We start from the raw sequence: 16880 nt of genomic DNA on the forward strand, positions 1-16880 counted from the left end.
CCAAATCGCGACAGGCATGTTCAAGACCTCGACTATTTCTTGACTTAAAAAGTCGGAAAATGTGCGAGGGACGTAGGACATGAAACGCAGCTACTTTCTTTTGGCGGGGGTCAGTGCCCTTGCCCTGACAAGCGGTGCAGCCTGGGGGCAGGATGGCGCGGCGATCGAACTCGCGCCGATCATCGTTCAGGGGACAGAGGATCCCACAGGTCCCGTCGCGGGCTATGCCGCCGGCACCTCGGCCTCTATCAAGAGCGACAGGTCACTGCTGGAGGTGCCGGGATCGGTCACTGTCGTGACAAGGGACCAGATTTCGGACACCGGGGCGACCAACCTGTCCGAGGCGCTGAACTATTCCGCAGGCGTTGTCACGGAAGCCTATGGTGCGGATCCGAGGTTCGACTCCATCGTCGAGCGCGGGCAGGACCTTCAGAACCAGATCTACCTCAACGGCCTGCGTTTCCGCCGCTCGTCGGATCCGGACTACGGTGCACCGTCGCTCGACCTTTACGGGACGGAGCGGGTGGAGCTGCTGCGCGGGCCGCAGTCGGTTCTTTACGGCGCCGGGTCCCCGTCCGGCCTGGTGGGCCTTGTTCAGAAGCGCGCGCAGCTCGATGGCGATACGTCCGAAATGGGGGCTGACCTGGACAGCAACGGATCCTGGCACCTGTTCGGAGACTTCAACCGGGTTGTCAGTGATCGCCTGGCCTACCGGCTGGTCGCACGTGCAGGCGATGCAAAGCTGGGGATCGACGAATATGGCAACGAGGGCGGGTACCTTGGCTTCTCCGGCAGGTATGAACTGACGGACAGCACCACGGTCGAGCTGCTGGCGAATGTTCAGAAGGACGACCCTGATGCGCCGTCCGGCGTGCCGAATGCCTTCATAGGTGTCTATCCGGACGAAGACCTTCGCGATTTCTACTTCGGCAACGAGTCGCTGGAATCTGGCGATCGCCGCACCGCGACCCTGGGTCTGCAGGTGACGCACCTCTTCGACAATGGCTGGGAACTGGCCGGCAACATGGGGGTGATGAAGTTCGATTGGGACTACACCAACCTTTCCGTGGGCTCGGTCTCGGGAACGGAAGTGGGCCGGACCCTGCTGGATCAGGCGGAGGACGTCAGCTCCATTGCCGCAGACCTGCGCCTTTCGGGGGATGTGGATATCGGAATGGTGCGCCACCGCCTGACCTTCGGTCTCGACGCTAGCCGGTTCGAAGAGGATGCGACCTCCATCTTCTATTACGGGCAGCAGTCCATCGATTACGCCAACCCTGACTATTCGGCGATTACGCCGGTCACGAATGGCACCACCTGGACTGCTCAGAAAGACGTGACGATCGAACAGCTGGGGATCTATGCCTCGGACGAAGCCGACTGGGGACCTTGGCGGAGCAGCCTTGCCCTGCGGCACGACTGGAACCGGTCCGAGGGGCAGCAGGAAACTCTCTACGATATCCCCGGCGTCGGAAGCACGCCGGGAGTGACGGATCTTGGCCGTGACGACAGCGCGACAACGGGGCAGGCCAGCTTCGGCTACGTCTGGGATAGCGGCATGTCCGCCTACCTGTCCTATGGCACCTCCTTCTCCGTCTACGCTGCACCCGATGCCGGTGGGAACGTCCTGGAGCCGACCCGAGGCAAGCAGTGGGAGCTGGGCTTCAAGTACCTGCCGCCCTCGACGGACATCTACCTGACTGCCGCAATCTACCAGCTGGATGAGACAAACCGTGCCGTCAGCACCAACGTCGGTGGGGTTCCCGTCTACAGTCAGGTTGGCAAGTCGCGTATCCGCGGGGCCGAATTGGAAGGCCGGGCGAACCTCGCTGACGGCTGGAGCTTCACCGGGGGGTACTCCTACACCGACAGCGAAATCATCGGTGGCAGCAATGACGGCAACGAGTTGGGCCTGACGCCGGAGCACACCGCCAAGCTGTGGGTTTCCAAGGAAATCCAGTCGGGGCCGCTGGCCGGGCTGACGATCGGGGCAGGGGCCCGGTTCATCGGCGCGCGCTATGCCTTCAACGAAAACAACTACCGTCTGGACCCGGTGACCCTGCTTGATGCCGGTCTTACCTACGCATTCGACAGCGGGACGGAGCTGCGGCTGAACGTGACCAACGTGACGGACGAGGTCTACATCTCCTCCGTCGGCTACTTCTCCTCCTACTACGGAGATGGCAGAACGGTTTCCGCCACGCTGACCCACCGCTGGTAAGCAGCGTCTCGAACCACGCACGGATGATGCGGACAGCGAAAGAGGGAGGCGGGCAGGGTTCCGCCTCTTTCTGGATGCAACACGGCCCTCTGCCACTGCGCTGAACAATCCGGGCGCAGCCGTTCCGTGAAACAGGCGTAGCGCTGGTTCTGCTGCAGGCAGGACCGCTATAGGAATGGCCTGAAGAAAAGCCTGGGCCGGATCCTGCGCTTGCCGTTCTTCCATCTCCTTCCATGCGACCAAAACGACCGGGTGTTCGCCATGCTAAGACAATTCTTCGAGTACTATCGCCCGCACCAACGGTTGTTCTGGGTCGACTTCGGCTCTGCCGTGCTCTCCGGCCTGCTGGAGCTTGTCTTCCCGCTGGCGATCACGGCCTACATCGACCACCTGCTGCCGCTCGGAGACTGGCGGCTGACGGTTCTGGCTGCGATCGGACTGCTTTGCATCTACGCCGTGAACACGGCCCTGATGGGGGTCGTGATCTACTGGGGGCACCGGCTGGGCATCGAGATCGAGACGGAGATGCGCCGCCGCGCCTTCGCGCATATCACGCGGCTGTCATGGCGCTGGTTCGACCGGGCCCGGACAGGCAAGCTCGTCGCGCGGGTGACCCGCGACCTGGAGGAGATCGGCGAGGTTGCGCACCATGGTCCCGAGGATCTGTTCATCGCCGTCATGACGTTTGTCGGCGCCTTCGTCCTGATGTTCTTGATGCACCCGGCGCTGGCCCTGATCACGGCTGTCATCGTGCCTTGCACGGTCTGGGTCGTCACGGTGTACGGCGCGAAAATGACCCGAAGCTGGCGCGACATCTATGCACGTGTCGGCGCCTTCAATGTCCGTCTCGAAGAGGCGATCGGGGGCATTCGCGTCGTACAGGCCTTCGCGAATGAACGACACGAAGAAGCGCTTTTCGCGCGGGACAACGCGGCCTACCGCGATACCAAGCTGGAAGCCTATTCGCTGATGGCCCGGGCCAGCGCGATTCACTACATGGGACTGCGTTTCGTGCAGGTGATCGTCATGGTGGCCGGGGCGGCTTTCGTCCTGCAGGGGTCTTTGGAGGTCGGCGGCTTCGTCGGGTTCCTTCTGCTGGTCAATGTCTTCTTCCGCCCGTTGGAAAAGATCGCCGCGGTTATCGAAACCTATCCGCGTGGTATCGCGGGGTTCCGGCGCTACCTCGAATTGCTGGAAACCGAACGGGATATTGCGGATCTGCCCGGGGCAACTCCTGCGGGGAAACTGACGGGGGCGATCCGGTTCGAGGGCGTCCACTTTGCCTACGACGGGGCGTTGCCGGTTCTGCATGAGGTCAGCTTTTCCGTGGACCCCGGGCAAACCGTGGCCCTTGTCGGGCCGTCCGGCGCGGGCAAGAGCACGGCCCTGGCGCTGCTGCCGCGCTTCTACGACCCAACCGCTGGACGGATCACGATCGACGGCACCGATATCCGCGACATGACGCTGGAAAGCCTGCGGGGACAGATCGGAACCGTCAGCCAGGATGTCTTCCTGTTCGGGTCCACCCTGCGGGAAAACATCGCCTACGGCAGGTTGGAGGCAACCGAGGAAGCGCTTCTTGCCGCTGTTGCCGATGCGCAGCTGACCGACCTGGTGGAACGCCTTCCCGAGGGTCTGGACACGGTTGTGGGGGAACGTGGCGTGACCCTGTCCGGGGGGCAAAAGCAACGTGTCGCAATCGCGCGCGCCTTCCTCAAGAATCCACCGATCCTGATCCTGGATGAGGCGACATCCGCCCTGGACCGGGAAACCGAGCGCGAAATCCAGGCCGCACTGGAGCGTCTTTCCGTCGGTCGTACCGTTCTGGTGATCGCCCACCGGCTGGAGACCATTCGCGAGGCCGACAGGATTCTCGTGTTCGAAGGCGGGCGTCTGATCGAGGCGGGCAGCGACCAGGAATTGCGCCAGGTCGGCGGGGTCTACGCGCGGCTTCAGTGAGGGGGATGGTCGGCCTTGCGCATCGGCCTGGGGCGATCATCCCAGGGTGCCGGCGATTTCCTCGAACTCCCCGTCACGGATCAACAGATCCAGCAGGTGCCGAACCGGCGCCCCGTGGTATCGACCGCGCCTGGTGATGATCTGCGTATGCGAGGTGATCTGCGATGGGTAGTCCAGTGGCAGGGTCGTAAGCGCCTCGTCCATGTCCCTCTGTGGGGAGGGCTTGTAGGGCATCAGGAACAGGGCCTGCCCGATGGCCACATAGGACAGCGCGACGCGATAGGAATTGGCCAGCATCGTCGGCCGCAGGGTGACGCGTTCCATCCGGGCGATCATGTCGGTGATCTGTCGCCCGCCAAAGCGCGGTTCGAGCAGGACCAGCGGGTAGGCGACGACATCCTTGAGGCGCGGTGACCGGCCAAGTTGCTGCAGCGGGTGATCCTTGCGCATCGCCACGGTCATCGGCACCTCGGATCTTGCATGAAAAACAAGCGACGGGTCGTTGGGGGCGAAATAGGTCACGGCGATATCCGTCTCGTTGGCGAGCAGGGCATCGACGGATTCGCTGGTCGGGTGGATCAGCACCTCCAGGTCGGTATTGGGCCATGCTGCGCGGAAGTCGCGCAGGGGCCGGCCCATAAGCCAGTTGACAAACCCTTCCCCGGACGAGATGCGCAGCCGGGTCCTGCGGGAGTTGCGGAAGCCGTCGAGGTTTGCCTGCAACTGCAGCTCCGCCTCCTGCTGGGACCGGTAGTATTCACAGAGGCTGAGGCCGATGTCGTTCATGATCACGCCGCGCCCCTCCCGCTCCATCAGGGTGAGGCCCAGTTCGGTTTCCAGCTGCGCGATCTGCCGGCTGATGGTGGAGGGCGCCACGTCCAGCCGTTCGGAGGCCTGGCGGATGCCGCCGCAGATATGCGTGTAAAACAGGTAGTGCAGGCGCGTCGGGTCGATCACGGGCGGGGCCTTCCATACGGATCCGGGGTGAGGTGGCGGGCAGCGGTCGGCATGACTGTTGCGCTGGATGCAGCGCTTTGTTGCATCAAGAGGCATTGATTGCAACGGCGTCCCCTACGTAGCGTCCGACCTCATGACCCGTCCCCAGGCATGCCGGCCCCGCCCGGCGACCGGAGGGGCGCAAGAAAACATCCCCCTGCAAGGAGGCAGACTTGAAACTTCGTTCCATCCTTTCCGGTGCGGCCGTCGCCCTGGCACTGGCCACCTCGGCCCTGCCGCAGGCGTCGCTGGCGCAGGACAACACCTTCCGCTTCGCGGCGCAGGGCGACCTGAAGTCGCTCGACCCCTATGCCCTGGCCGAGACCTTCTCCCTCGCCATGATCGGCGGCGTCTACGAAGGCCTGGTGGCCCGTGACGGCGATCTGAACATCATTCCCGCCCTGGCCGAAAGCTGGGAAAAGTCGGACGATGCCAAGACCTGGACCTTCCACCTGCGTCACGGCGTTACCTTCCAGGACGGCAGCCCCTTCACGGCGGATGACGTGATCTTCTCCGCCGACCGCGTGCGGTCCTCCGGGTCGGACCTGAAGACCCGCGTGCCGGCCGATGCCGTCTTCACCAAGATCGACGATTACACCGTGCAGGTGACCACGCCCGAACCCTCGCCCATGCTGATGGCGGTCTGGGATACCTGGTACATCGTGTCGAAGTCCTGGACCGAGGCGCATGACGCCGTGTCGGTGAACCAGGGCGGCACCGATGCCTCTTACATGGCGCTGCATGCCAATGGCACCGGCCCGTTCAAGCTGGTGTCGCACCAGCCCGGCGTCGAAACCGTCTGGGAGCCCAACCCGACCTGGTGGGGCACGCCGGTGCACAACCTCGACAAGGTGGTGTTCCAGCCGATTTCCTCCGGCGCGACCCGCGTGGCCGCCCTGCTGTCCGGCGAGGTCGACATGATCGAGCCCGCGCCGCTGCAGGACGTGGACCGGATCAACGCCTCTGGCACGGCGCATGTGCTGCAGGGGCCGGAAGTGCGGGTGATTTACCTGGGCTTCGACCAGCATTCCGACGTGCTCCCCAAGTCGAACCTGACCGACAGCAACCCGTTCAAGGATCCGCGCGTCAAGATGGCCGTGTGGAAGGCGATCAACGAGGATGCGATCGTCGACAAGGTGATGCGCGGCGCGGCCGTGCCGGCGTCGCTGATGGTCTCGAAGGAGCTGTTCCCGCTCTATGACGAGTTCACCCGTCCCGCCTATGACCCCAAGGGTGCCAAGGAACTGCTGACCGAGGCCGGCTATCCCGACGGCTTCGAAGTGCAGCTGGACTGCCCGAACGACCGCTATGTCAACGACGAGCGGATCTGCCAGTCGATCGTGCCGATGCTGGCCAAGATCGGCATCAAGGTCGACCTGAACGCAGAACCCAAGGCCACCTATTTCGGCCGGATCTTCGCCTCGGGCGGCTACGACACCTCGTTCTACCTGCTCGGCTGGCAGACCAACGGGTCGGGTTCGGTCGGCGTGCTGCGCGACCTGTTCCGCTGCCGCGACGAGGCTGGCAACGGCGGTGGCAACAACGTCGGCAACTACTGCAACCCGAAGGTGGATGCCCTGATCGAGCAGATCGGCAGCGAACCTGACGACGACAAGCGCAACGAGCTGATCGCCGAAGCCTACAAGATCGCCCAGATGGACGAAGTCGCCTATGTGCCGCTGCACCAGCAGACCCTGGCCTGGGGCGTGCGGGACAACGTCGAGGTCGTGCAGCGTGCCGACAACGACTTCCGCTTCTACTGGGTGACCAAGACCCCCGAGGAGTGAGACACCCCGTCGCTCCTTGAACCTGGGCCGTGGCGGCCTCTCCCCCCGCCACGGCCACTTTGTGACCGGCCGCCCCCGGGCAGCCAAACCTTTCGAAAGTTGACATGCTCGCCCTGATCATCCGCAGATTGCTGCAGTCGGTCATCGTCATGCTGGTCGTGACCCTGATTGCCTTCGTCATGTTCCGTTTCGCCGGGGATCCGGTGAACCAGATGGTGGGGGTCGAGACCACCCAGGCCGACCGCGAGGCGCTGCGCCAGTCGCTGGGCCTGGACCAGCCGACCATCGTGCAGTTCGCACGCTACATCGACCGCGTGGTGCACCTCGATTTCGGCAATTCCTTCCAGTTCCGCCAGCCCGTCACCGACCTGCTGGCCGAACGCCTGCCCGCCACGCTGGAACTGGCCTTCGTCGCCGCGCTCTTCTCCATCATCGCGGGGATCCTGCTGGGCGTCTATTGCGCGCTGCGGCCGCGCGGTGTGCTCTCGACGCTGCTGCAATCCGCCTCTCTGGTGGGGGTGTCGCTGCCGACCTTCCTGATCGGCATCCTGCTGATCTACGTCTTCTCGGTCCAGCTGGGCTGGCTGCCGTCCTTCGGGCGCAACGGGCTGGTGAAGATCACCGACCACTGGAGCACCGGGCTGCTGACCTGGGAGGGCTGGAAATCCATGATGCTGCCGGCGATCACGCTGGGGCTGTTCCAGATGACCCTGATCATGCGGCTGGTGCGGTCCGAGATGCTGGAGGTGCTGCGCGCCGACTTCATCCGCTTCGCCACCGCGCGCGGCCTGCCCAAGCGGCTGGTCTATTTCCGCCACGCGCTGAAGAACACGCTGATGCCGGTGATCACCGTGGTCGGCCTGCAGATCGGGTCGATCATCGCCTTTTCCATCATCACGGAAACCGTCTTCCAGTGGCCGGGCGCGGGCCTGCTGTTCCTGCAGGCGGTGCAGAATGCGGATGTGCCGATCATGTCCACCTATCTGCTGCTGATCGCCTTCTTCTTCGTGATGATCAACCTCATCGTCGACCTGATCTACAACGCGGTCGACCCGCGTCTGAAAGGCAAGGCCAAGGCATGACCCAGCCCGACCTCTCTAACCCGAGCACCCCCGCAGTCGAGACCCGTGCCCCGCGCAACGAGCCGCTTTCGGCCCGGGCGAAGCGCGCATGGGACAGCGACCTGTGCATCGATTTTCGCCGCAACAAGCTGGTCCTGCTGGCCACGGTGATCCTTCTGGCGATCCTGCTCTCGGCGATCTTCGCCCCCTGGATCGCGCCGATGGATCCCTTTGACCCGATGTCGTTGGACATCATGAATTCTTCCCTGCCGCCAGCCTGGGAAGAGGGCGGTGATCCGCGCTTCTTTCTGGGCACCGATGATCAGGGGCGCGACATGCTGTCGGCCACGCTCTACGGGCTGCGCGTCTCGCTGGGCATTTCCGCCGTGGGCGTGGCCCTGGCCACGGTGATCGGCATCGCCCTTGGTGTGATCGCGGGCTATTTCGGCGGCGTCGTCGACAGCGTGATCATGCGGCTGGCCGATATCCAGCTGTCCTTCCCGGCGATCCTGATCGCCCTGCTGATCGACGGGGTGATCCATTCCTTCCTGCCGGGCATCGGGCGCGAAAGCTCTGCCTCCCTCATCATCGTGCTGTCGATCGGCGCCTCGTTCTGGGTGCAGTACGCGCGGACGGTGCGATCCTCCACCATGGTGGAGAAGAGCAAGGATTACGTCAGCGCCGCGCGGCTTTTCGCGCTGCCGGCGACGAAGATCATGCGCCAGCACATCCTGCCCAATGTCATGGGGCCGGTGCTGGTGATCCTGACGATCAACTTCGGCCTGGCGATCATCACCGAGGCGACGCTGTCCTACCTGGGCGTGGGCCTGCCGCCGATGAAGCCTTCGCTGGGCACGCTGATCCGGACCGGGCAGGAATACCTGTTCTCCGGCCAGTGGTGGATCGTGGCGGTGCCCGGCGTGGCCTTGGGCGTGCTGGTGCTGACGATCAACCTGCTGGGCGACTGGCTGCGCGACGCGCTGAACCCGAAACTGCGCTGAGGGAGGTCCGGAAATGAGCGAACCCATCCTGTCCATCCGCAACCTGCGGGTCGAATTCCCCACCCGGCGCGGCGTGCTGACCGGGCTGAACGACGTGTCCTTCGACATCCACCCCGGCGAGGTTCTGGGCGTGGTCGGCGAAAGCGGCGCGGGCAAGTCGATGACCGGCGCTGCCATCATGGGCCAGATCGCCGCCCCGGGCCATATCGCCGGGGGCGAGATCCTGCTGAAGGGCCGGGAGATCCAGGCCCTGCCGCCGCGCGAGATGGAGAAGATCCGCGGCCGCCACATCGGCATGGTCTTCCAGGATCCGCTGACCTCGCTCAACCCGCTGATGCGGGTGGGCGATCACCTGGTGGAGACGATCCGCGTGCACCTGGGCCTGTCGCGCAAGGCGGCGACCGCCCGTGCGGTGCAGCTGCTGGACGAGGTCGGCATCCCCGATCCGGAGACCCGCATGCGCAACTACCCGCACGAGTTTTCCGGCGGCCAGCGGCAGCGCGTGGTGATCGCGCTGGCGCTCTGTGCCGAGCCGGAGCTGGTGATCGCGGATGAGCCCACCACGGCACTGGACGTGTCGGTGCAGAAGCAGATCATCGGGCTGATCCGGAAGCTGTGCGAAAAGCACGGCACGGCCTTCATGCTGATCACCCACGACATGGGCATGATCGCGGAGACCGCCGACCGGGTGGCGGTGATGTATGCGGGCCGGGTGGCCGAGATCGGGCCGGTGGCCCAAGTCGTCACCGATCCGCGCCATCCCTACACCCGGGGCCTGATGGCCGCGATCCCCTCGCTGGAAAGCAACCTTGATCGGCTGAAGCAGATCCCGGGGTCGATGCCGTCTCTGTCGTCGATCCCCGAAGGCTGCGCCTTCAGGCCGCGCTGTGAGTTCGCGACGGAGCTCTGTGCCGCGAAACGTCCCGAGCCGGAGGGGCAGGGCGGGCACCTGGCCGCCTGCCATTTCGCCGGCGCCCAGTCTGCAGGAACTCAGGCCGAGGAGGTTTCCGCATGAGCCGCGCCTTTGTTGAAGTCCGGTCGCTGAACCGGCGGTTCGACGTGTCGAAGCCCTGGCTGAACCGGGTGATCGAGCGGGAGCCGAAGCGGTTCGTGCATGCGGTGAAGGACGTGAGTTTCGAAGTGCCGCAGGGCCGCACCTTCGCCCTGGTGGGCGAGAGCGGGTCGGGCAAGTCGACCATCGCGCGGATGCTGGTCGGCCTGCTGGAACCCAGCTCCGGCGACGTGGCGATCGACGGCACGCCCATTGCCGCCAGCCTGGGCGGCGCGGATCAGCGGGCGCTGCGGCGGCGGATGCAGATGATCTTCCAGGATCCCTATGCCAGCCTCAACCCGCGCTGGCGGGTGCGGCGGATCGTGTCGGAGCCGATGCTGGCGCTGAACGTGGTGGCCGATGCCGCCGAGGCCGAGGCGGAGACCGCGCGGCTGCTGCAGCTGGTGGGCCTGCAGGCCTCGGACATGCTGAAGTACCCGCACGAGTTTTCCGGCGGCCAGCGGCAGCGGATCGCCATCGCGCGGGCGCTGGCGGCGCGGGCGGAGTTCATCGTCTGCGACGAGCCTTCCTCGGCGCTGGACGTGTCGGTGCAGGCGCAGATCCTGAACCTGATGCGCGACCTGCAGCAGGAGCTGGGGCTGACCTACGTGCTGATCAGCCACAACCTGGCCGTGGTGCGCCACATGGCCGACGAGATCGGCGTCATGCACAACGGCGTCATGGTGGAACGGCAGGAGGCGCGCCAGCTCTTCCGCGATCCGCAGGATCCCTACACCCGCATGCTGATCGACGCGGTGCCGCAGATGTCGGCCGCCACGCGACGGCAGGAGGTGGCGGCGGCGGGGTGATCCCGCGCGCTCGTCCGAAAGAGACTAAATACCACAGGAGCCAAAGATGCCCGTTACCGAGGCCGACCGCCTGGAGGCCATCCTTCCAGAGCTGATCGCCATCCGCCGTGATCTGCATGCCCATCCCGAAACCGCCTTCGAGGAAGTCCGCACGGCGGGCATCGTCGCAGAGCGCCTGCGCGCCTTCGGGCTGGAGGTGCATGAGGGCATCGGCCGCACCGGTGTCGTCGGCGTGCTGAAGGGGCGTCACCCGGGTCAGCGCAGCATCGGTCTGCGGGCGGACATGGATGCGCTCTTCATCGAGGAGGCGAACGAGTTCGACTATGCCTCCAAGGTGCCGGGCAAGATGCATGCCTGCGGTCATGACGGCCATACCACCATGTTGCTGGGCGCGGCACAGTACCTGGCCGCCGATCCCGATTTCGCGGGCACGGTCCATTTCATCTTCCAGCCCGCCGAGGAAGGCGCCGGCGGCGCCGCCGCGATGATGGAGGACGGGCTGTTCGAGCGGTTCCCCTGCGAGGCGGTCTATGGTCTGCACACCGATCCGCTGCAGGAAGAGGGCGCCATCGCCAGCCGCGAGGGTGCGGCGCTGGCGGGCACGATGACCTTCGACGTGACCTTCAAGGGCACCGGTGGCCATGGCGGCGCCTCTCCGCATGCGGCCAATGACGCGACGATCCCGGCGGCGCAGTTCGTGCTGGCCCTGCAGGCCATCGTCGGACGCAACGTTTCCGCCCGCGAGGTCGCGGTGCTGAGCGTGGGCCACATGGCGGGCGGCTCTCCCTCCTCGCTGAACGTGATGCCCCGCGAGGTGAGTGTCGGTGGCACCGGGCGCTACTTCAGCGATGCCGTGGGCGACATGATCTGCACCCGGATCGAGGAACAGGCGCAGGCGCTGGCGCTGGCCTCCCGCTGCGAGGCGACGGTGGTGATCAACCGCAACACGCCGCCGCTGATCAACTCCGGCGAGGCCTTCACCGCCGCGCTGCAGGCGGCGCGGACGACCTTTGGCACGACGCAGGTGAACCCGGAGCGGGAAGCCTCGACCGGAGGTGAGGATTTCTCCTTCTTCGGCGTTGACCGGCCGGGGGCCTATTTCTGGATGGGCGCGGGCGCGGGGCCGGACGGCAAGGTGCATGACGTGCACACCGACCGCTTCGACTTCAACGACCGGACGCTTGGCCTTGGCGTCAGCTACTGGGTGAACTTGGTGCTGCAGGAACTGGGCCGCGACGACGCCTGATAACCGTTGGGACCGGCCCCGTGGCGGGGCCGGTTCCTCCGTTGCCCTAGATCGGGTAATGCAGATCCCCGTCCTGCATGGTGATCCAGCGCAGCTCGGTAAATTCGTTGATGCCCCAGATCCCACCAAACCTCCCGTAGCCTGAGGCCTTGACCCCGCCGAATGGCATCTGTGCCTCGTCATGGACCGTCGGGCCGTTGATATGGCAGATGCCGCTTTCGATCCGCCGCGCGACGGACAGGGCCGCCATCGTGTCCCGGCCGAAGACGGCTGCGGACAGGCCGAAGTCGCTTTCATTCGCGATCCGGACGGCTTCATCCACGGAGCCCGCCCGGATGATGGCGACGACCGGGCCGAAGCTTTCCTCGCTGTAGATCCGCATGTCGGAGGTGACGTGATCCAAAGCGGCCGCGTTCAGAAGCGTGCCCTGGCCACCGCCCGCGATCAGCCGGGCGCCCTTTTCGACGGCATTGCCGATCAGCGTGCCGATCCGTTCCGCCGCCGCCTCGTTCACGAGGGATCCCAGGGGGCTGCTGCCTTCGACGGGATCGCCTGCGGTCAGGCTTTCGACCTTGGCGGCGAAAGCTTCGACGAAGCGGTCGCCGGCGCTTCCGACGGTGATGATCCGCTCTGTCGACATGCAGATCTGCCCTTGGTTCATGTAGGCGCCGAAACCCGCTGCTGCGACGGCTGCGTCGATATCGGCATCCTCCAGCACGATCATCGGGGCCTTGCCGCCAAGTTCCAGCAGCGCGGGTTTCAGGTGCCGCCCGGCCAGTTCGCTGATGACGCGTCCAACCCGGGTCGAACCTGTGAAATTCACCCGACGGACCGCAGGATGTTCGACCAGCGCCGCAACCACCTCCGGCGCCTCGTCGGGGTCGTTGGAGATCGCGTTCAGCACACCGGGCGGAAACCCTGCCTCCGCCACCGCTTCGATGATGAGCGCATGCACCCGGGGGCACAGCTCCGATGTCTTCATGACCACGGTATTGCCGCAGGCGAGCGGCGTCGCGATGGAGCGCACGCCAAGGATCACCGGTGCATTCCATGGCGCCATCGCCAGCACCACGCCAGCGGGTTGGCGCACGGCAAGCGCGGTGGATCCCGGGCGGTTCGAGGGAATGACCTCTCCCTTGATCTGCGTGGTGAGCGAGGCCGACTCCACCAGCATGTCGGCAGCCAGCATGCAGTTGAACCGGGCCCAGGCCTCGGTCGCGCCGATCTCGTCCTTCATGGCCTGAACGATATCGTCGGCTCGGGCCTTCAGGTTGTCGGCCGCCGCCAGCAGGATCTTGCGGCGCTCCCCGGGGGAGGTGGCGGACCATCCGGCGAAGGCCACCGCAGCGGCATCTACCGCCCGGGCCACGTCGGAAAGGGAGGCCGCGGCGGCCTCCGTCACGACCTCTCCGCTGACGGGGTTGGCCCGGGTGAAACTGCGGCCGCCCTCGGCGGGAACATAGGCGCCGTTGATGTAGAGATTGAGCTTTTCCATGTGGCTCTCCTGTTACCGTGCAGGCGCAAGCGATCCGCCCAGGAAGGCGCGGATTACCGCAGGGTCTGACTTGATCTGGGCCGCGGGACCGGATCCGGTGATCCGCCCGACCTCTACCAGGTAGGCGAAGTCCGCCAGGTCCAGGGTGGCGCGCGCGTTCTGCTCGACGATGAGGATCGTCAGCCCCGTTGCGCGGATGCGGGAGAGGGCGGAAAAGACCTCTTTCACGACGATCGGCGCCAGGCCGAGCGAGGGTTCGTCGAGCAACAGAAGATCGGGGTTGGACATCAGGGCACGTCCGATGGCGACCATCTGCTGTTCGCCGCCGGACATTGTTCCCGCGATCTGGCCATGCCGTTGGGCGAGCTTGGGGAAGAGCGCAAAGACCTCCTCCATCCTGGCCGCGGCGCCGTTGCGGGCGCGTTCGGGAATGGCGCCCAGGCGCAGGTTGTCTCCGACCGTCATGGCGGGAAAGATGCCGCGCCCCTCGGGGACGAGGGCGATGCCTTCCTCGACCAGCCTGTGCGCCGGCTGACGCAGAAGCGATTTGCCTTGATAGAGGATGTCGCCCGACACTGGCTTCACCCGGCCGCCGATCGCCCCGAGCAGAGAGGACTTGCCGGCGCCATTGGCCCCCAGGATGGCGACCATCTGCCCCCTTTCGACCGAGAGCGATGCGGCATCGAGCGCGACATGCTTCCCGTAGGTGATCGTCAGGTCCTTGATCTCAAGCATCTACTTCCCCTCCGAGGTAGGCGGAAATGACCGCGGGGTCGGACAGCGCCCTGTCCGTCGCCTCATCCGCGATCATCTGGCCGGAGTTCATGACAACGACACGCGGGCAGAGCGCGCGCACGGCGTCGATGATGTGTTCGACCATCAGGATGGTCAGGCCGCCGTCATGCAGCTTGCGGATAAGCGCGACGCCCTCCTCAAGCTCCGTCGGGTTCAGCCCGGCAAGCCATTCGTCGAGCAAGAGGACTTCCGGCTCCGCCGCGAGGGCGCGGGCAAGTTCCAACCGCTTCTGATCGATGTAGGTCAGGCTGCCTGCAACCGCATCGGCACGTCCGGCAAGGCCCACGTCCTCCAGTGCCTGTCGGGCGACCCGGCGTGCGGCAGGGCCCCAATGGCCATGACGGCCGAAGACGGCGGTGATCATGACGTTCTCGATGAGGCTGAGGGAGGGCAGGATGCGCACCAGCTGAAAGGTTCTTGCAACGCCGGCCCGGGCGATCCGGTCGGCCCGCAGGCCGGTCAGGTCCCTGCCGGCCAGGCGGATCCTGCCGGAGGTTGCGGGCAGGGCGCCGGAGACCAGGTTGATCAGGGTCGTCTTGCCCGACCCGTTGGGCCCCAGCAGGCCGACGATTTCACCACGTTCCAACCCGAACGAGACCCCGTCGACCGCCCTCAACCCGCCGAACTGTTTCACCACGTCGTTGATTTCGAGAAAGCTCATGCCTTTGCCTCCCGTCGGGACCTGGCGGGCCAGCGCCCGCTGCCGAATTTCTCTGCCGTCGCGATCAGTCCCTTGGGCACCAGGAAGACGACACCGATGAAGAGCAGCCCCAGCAGGATCGGGTAGGTGTCGGGAAAGTTGGAGGACAGCCATTCGAAGACCAGGAACAGGGGCACGGCGCCAAGCGCGGGCCCCCAAAGCCGGTTCGCGCCGCCCAGTAGGGCCATGATCACGGTCAGGAAGCTGACCGTCGGATTGAACACGATCGAAGGCTCCACGTAGACATAGCGCGGAGAGGTGATCGCCCCGGCCAGCGTCAGGATCACCGCCGAGATGATGAAGGCGATCAGCTTGACCCGGGCAAGATGGATCCCGGAGTGCGCCGCCACTGTCTCGTCATCTCCGATCACCCGCAGCGCCATGCCGAGGCGGGCGCGGTGGATCCAGGCGGTCAGCGCGATGGTCAGCGCGCCCAGGGCCAGCATCTGCCAGTAGATCTGCCGGGTGGAGATATCGAGGAAGATGTAACGCCCCAGCGTGCCGGTCACGTTGACCTCGTACCAGGTGATCAACTGCCGGACGAGCTCTGCCAGGCCGAAGCTGAAGATCACGAAGTAGACGCCTTTCAGGCGCAGGGTCGACAGCCCAACGAGGAGCGCCATGGCACCGCCGATGGCCGCTGCAGCCAGAAGCACCGCGCCATAGGGCAGCGCCTCGTTCAGCACGGCCACCGTGTAGGCTCCGGTCCCGTAGAAGGCGACCGTGGCGAGCGAGATGTAGCGCGTCTGGCCCGAGAAGAGCGCCCAGGCAGAGGCGAGCGTGACATAGGTCGCGGTGCCGATCAGCAGGCCCAGCCCGTAGTCGGATACCAGCAGGGGGACCCAGGCCAGCACCCCGAGGGCTGCCAGCGGAAGGAGAATGCGGATCATGTGCGTGCTCCGAACAGGCCCTGCGGGCGCCACAGCAGCACGAGCAGGAAGATGGCAAAGGTCGCGGCAAGTGTCAGGCCCGGGTCGATGGCGGTCGCCACGAAGGTTTCCAGCAGCCCAAGGGCAAAGCCCGCCGCCAATGCGCCCGGCACATTGCCCACGCCCCCCATGATCACGATGACCAGCGCCTTCATGGTGAAGACCACGCCGCCCGTTGCGGAAAAGGTCTGGTACATGGAGATCGAGGCCCCTGCGGTCGCCGCCAGCGCAGAGCCGAGCGCGAAGCCCTGGCGCGCCACCCGGTTGACGTCGATCCCCACCAGCGGGGCGGACCCCGGGGTCAGGGCGACAGCCCGCATGCGCAGCCCCCAGGTGGTCGTGCGCAGGGCGATCACCAGGGCTCCGCCGGCCACGACGCAGATCGCGAAGGCGATCAGACGGTTCAGCGCGACGGAAACCCCCAGCACGTTCACCCCGCGATCAAGGTAGGAGATCGAGGTGAAATTCGCACCGAAGACCACCAGCAGAAGCCCCTGGATAAGAAACAGCAGGCCGAAGGTCGCCAGGATGCTGTCGACCTCCAGCTGTCCGCCACCGCCCGACCGCGCGACAAGCGGGCGCATCATGACCTGGTAGAGCAGCCAGCCCAGCCCGTACCCCGCGACGGCGACCGCCGGCAGCGACAGCAATGGCGACAGGCCCAGCCCCTGGAAGGCGGCGACGACGACAAAGGCGGAAATCAACGTCAGTTCGCCATAGGCGAGGTTCATGATGCGGGCGATCCCGTACTGCAGCGTCAGCCCGAGCGCCAGAAGCGCATAGGTGCCGCCCAGCACGAGGCCGAGGATGAGGGTGGTTGTCAGCATGAG

14 protein-coding genes are annotated in these 16880 nt (G+C 65.6%); 8 read left to right on the top strand and 6 right to left on the bottom strand.

The features are described 5' to 3' along the window. Nucleotides 1–79: 79 nt before the first annotated feature. Both AC2IR1_RS05260 and AC2IR1_RS05265 read left to right on the top strand, forming a co-directional pair. Entirely contained in the window at nucleotides 80–2221 is a 2142-nt protein-coding gene (locus tag AC2IR1_RS05260; RefSeq protein ID WP_486475228.1) for a TonB-dependent siderophore receptor, read from the top strand. Nucleotides 2222–2482: 261 nt separating this feature from the next. Then, a complete protein-coding gene (locus AC2IR1_RS05265; RefSeq protein ID WP_486475229.1) occupies nucleotides 2483–4180 on the top strand; it encodes an ABC transporter ATP-binding protein in 1698 nt (565 codons plus the stop codon). 36 nt (nucleotides 4181–4216) lie between these two features. Here the strand turns inward: AC2IR1_RS05265 and AC2IR1_RS05270 are convergent, their stop codons facing one another. Further along, nucleotides 4217–5137, bottom strand: a complete 921-nt coding sequence (locus AC2IR1_RS05270) for a LysR family transcriptional regulator (protein WP_486475230.1) — start codon at nucleotides 5135–5137, stop codon at nucleotides 4217–4219. 212 nt (nucleotides 5138–5349) lie between these two features. Between AC2IR1_RS05270 and AC2IR1_RS05275 the strand changes: the two genes are divergently transcribed. The 6 genes from AC2IR1_RS05275 to AC2IR1_RS05300 all read left to right on the top strand — a co-directional run bounded on the left by AC2IR1_RS05275 (nucleotide 5350) and on the right by AC2IR1_RS05300 (nucleotide 12131). Next, on the top strand, nucleotides 5350–6963 hold the full coding sequence (locus AC2IR1_RS05275; protein ID WP_486475231.1) for an ABC transporter substrate-binding protein: 1614 nt from the start codon (nucleotides 5350–5352) through the stop codon (nucleotides 6961–6963). A gap of 104 nt (nucleotides 6964–7067) precedes the next feature. Beyond that, the gene (locus AC2IR1_RS05280; RefSeq protein WP_486475232.1) at nucleotides 7068–8045 is read left to right on the top strand and encodes an ABC transporter permease; all 978 of its coding nucleotides are present in this window, start codon (nucleotides 7068–7070) and stop codon (nucleotides 8043–8045) included. Next, nucleotides 8042–9025: an ABC transporter permease gene (locus AC2IR1_RS05285; protein WP_486475233.1), complete on the top strand. Its 984-nt coding sequence runs from the start codon at nucleotides 8042–8044 to the stop codon at nucleotides 9023–9025. Before AC2IR1_RS05280 ends, AC2IR1_RS05285 begins: the two co-directional genes overlap by 4 nt. A gap of 13 nt (nucleotides 9026–9038) precedes the next feature. Continuing rightward, nucleotides 9039–10040, top strand: a complete 1002-nt coding sequence (locus AC2IR1_RS05290; RefSeq protein ID WP_486475234.1) for an ABC transporter ATP-binding protein — start codon at nucleotides 9039–9041, stop codon at nucleotides 10038–10040. Continuing rightward, nucleotides 10037–10885 (top strand): ATP-binding cassette domain-containing protein, encoded by an 849-nt coding sequence (locus AC2IR1_RS05295; RefSeq protein WP_486475235.1) that lies wholly within the window; start codon nucleotides 10037–10039, stop codon nucleotides 10883–10885. The genes AC2IR1_RS05290 and AC2IR1_RS05295 overlap by 4 nt, the downstream gene beginning before the upstream one ends. Before the next feature lie 46 nt (nucleotides 10886–10931). Then, complete coding sequence (locus tag AC2IR1_RS05300) at nucleotides 10932–12131, top strand: amidohydrolase (RefSeq protein ID WP_486475236.1); 1200 nt, start codon at nucleotides 10932–10934, stop codon at nucleotides 12129–12131. Nucleotides 12132–12177: 46 nt separating this feature from the next. On the opposite strand, the gene AC2IR1_RS05305 is transcribed toward AC2IR1_RS05300, so the two are convergent. Genes AC2IR1_RS05305 through AC2IR1_RS05325 form a run of 5 tightly spaced genes read right to left on the bottom strand, consistent with a single transcriptional unit; the run spans nucleotide 12178 to nucleotide 16877 of the window. Next, nucleotides 12178–13626, bottom strand: coding sequence for an aldehyde dehydrogenase (locus AC2IR1_RS05305; RefSeq protein WP_486475237.1), 1449 nt, complete (start codon nucleotides 13624–13626; stop codon nucleotides 12178–12180). Nucleotides 13627–13638: 12 nt separating this feature from the next. After that, on the bottom strand, nucleotides 13639–14361 hold the full coding sequence (locus AC2IR1_RS05310; RefSeq protein ID WP_486475238.1) for an ABC transporter ATP-binding protein: 723 nt from the start codon (nucleotides 14359–14361) through the stop codon (nucleotides 13639–13641). Then, nucleotides 14354–15082 carry an ABC transporter ATP-binding protein gene (locus tag AC2IR1_RS05315; RefSeq protein WP_486475239.1) on the bottom strand — a complete coding sequence of 243 codons (729 nt, stop codon included), beginning with the start codon at nucleotides 15080–15082 and terminating at the stop codon, nucleotides 14354–14356. The genes AC2IR1_RS05310 and AC2IR1_RS05315 overlap by 8 nt, the downstream gene beginning before the upstream one ends. Continuing rightward, nucleotides 15079–16011 (bottom strand): branched-chain amino acid ABC transporter permease, encoded by a 933-nt coding sequence (locus tag AC2IR1_RS05320; protein ID WP_486475240.1) that lies wholly within the window; start codon nucleotides 16009–16011, stop codon nucleotides 15079–15081. Before AC2IR1_RS05320 ends, AC2IR1_RS05315 begins: the two co-directional genes overlap by 4 nt. Beyond that, nucleotides 16008–16877 carry a branched-chain amino acid ABC transporter permease gene (locus AC2IR1_RS05325; protein ID WP_486475241.1) on the bottom strand — a complete coding sequence of 290 codons (870 nt, stop codon included), beginning with the start codon at nucleotides 16875–16877 and terminating at the stop codon, nucleotides 16008–16010. Before AC2IR1_RS05325 ends, AC2IR1_RS05320 begins: the two co-directional genes overlap by 4 nt. Nucleotides 16878–16880: the final 3 nt, after the last annotated feature.

The sequence above is a fragment of the Pseudooceanicola sp. NS-SX8 genome (genome assembly GCF_057380755.1).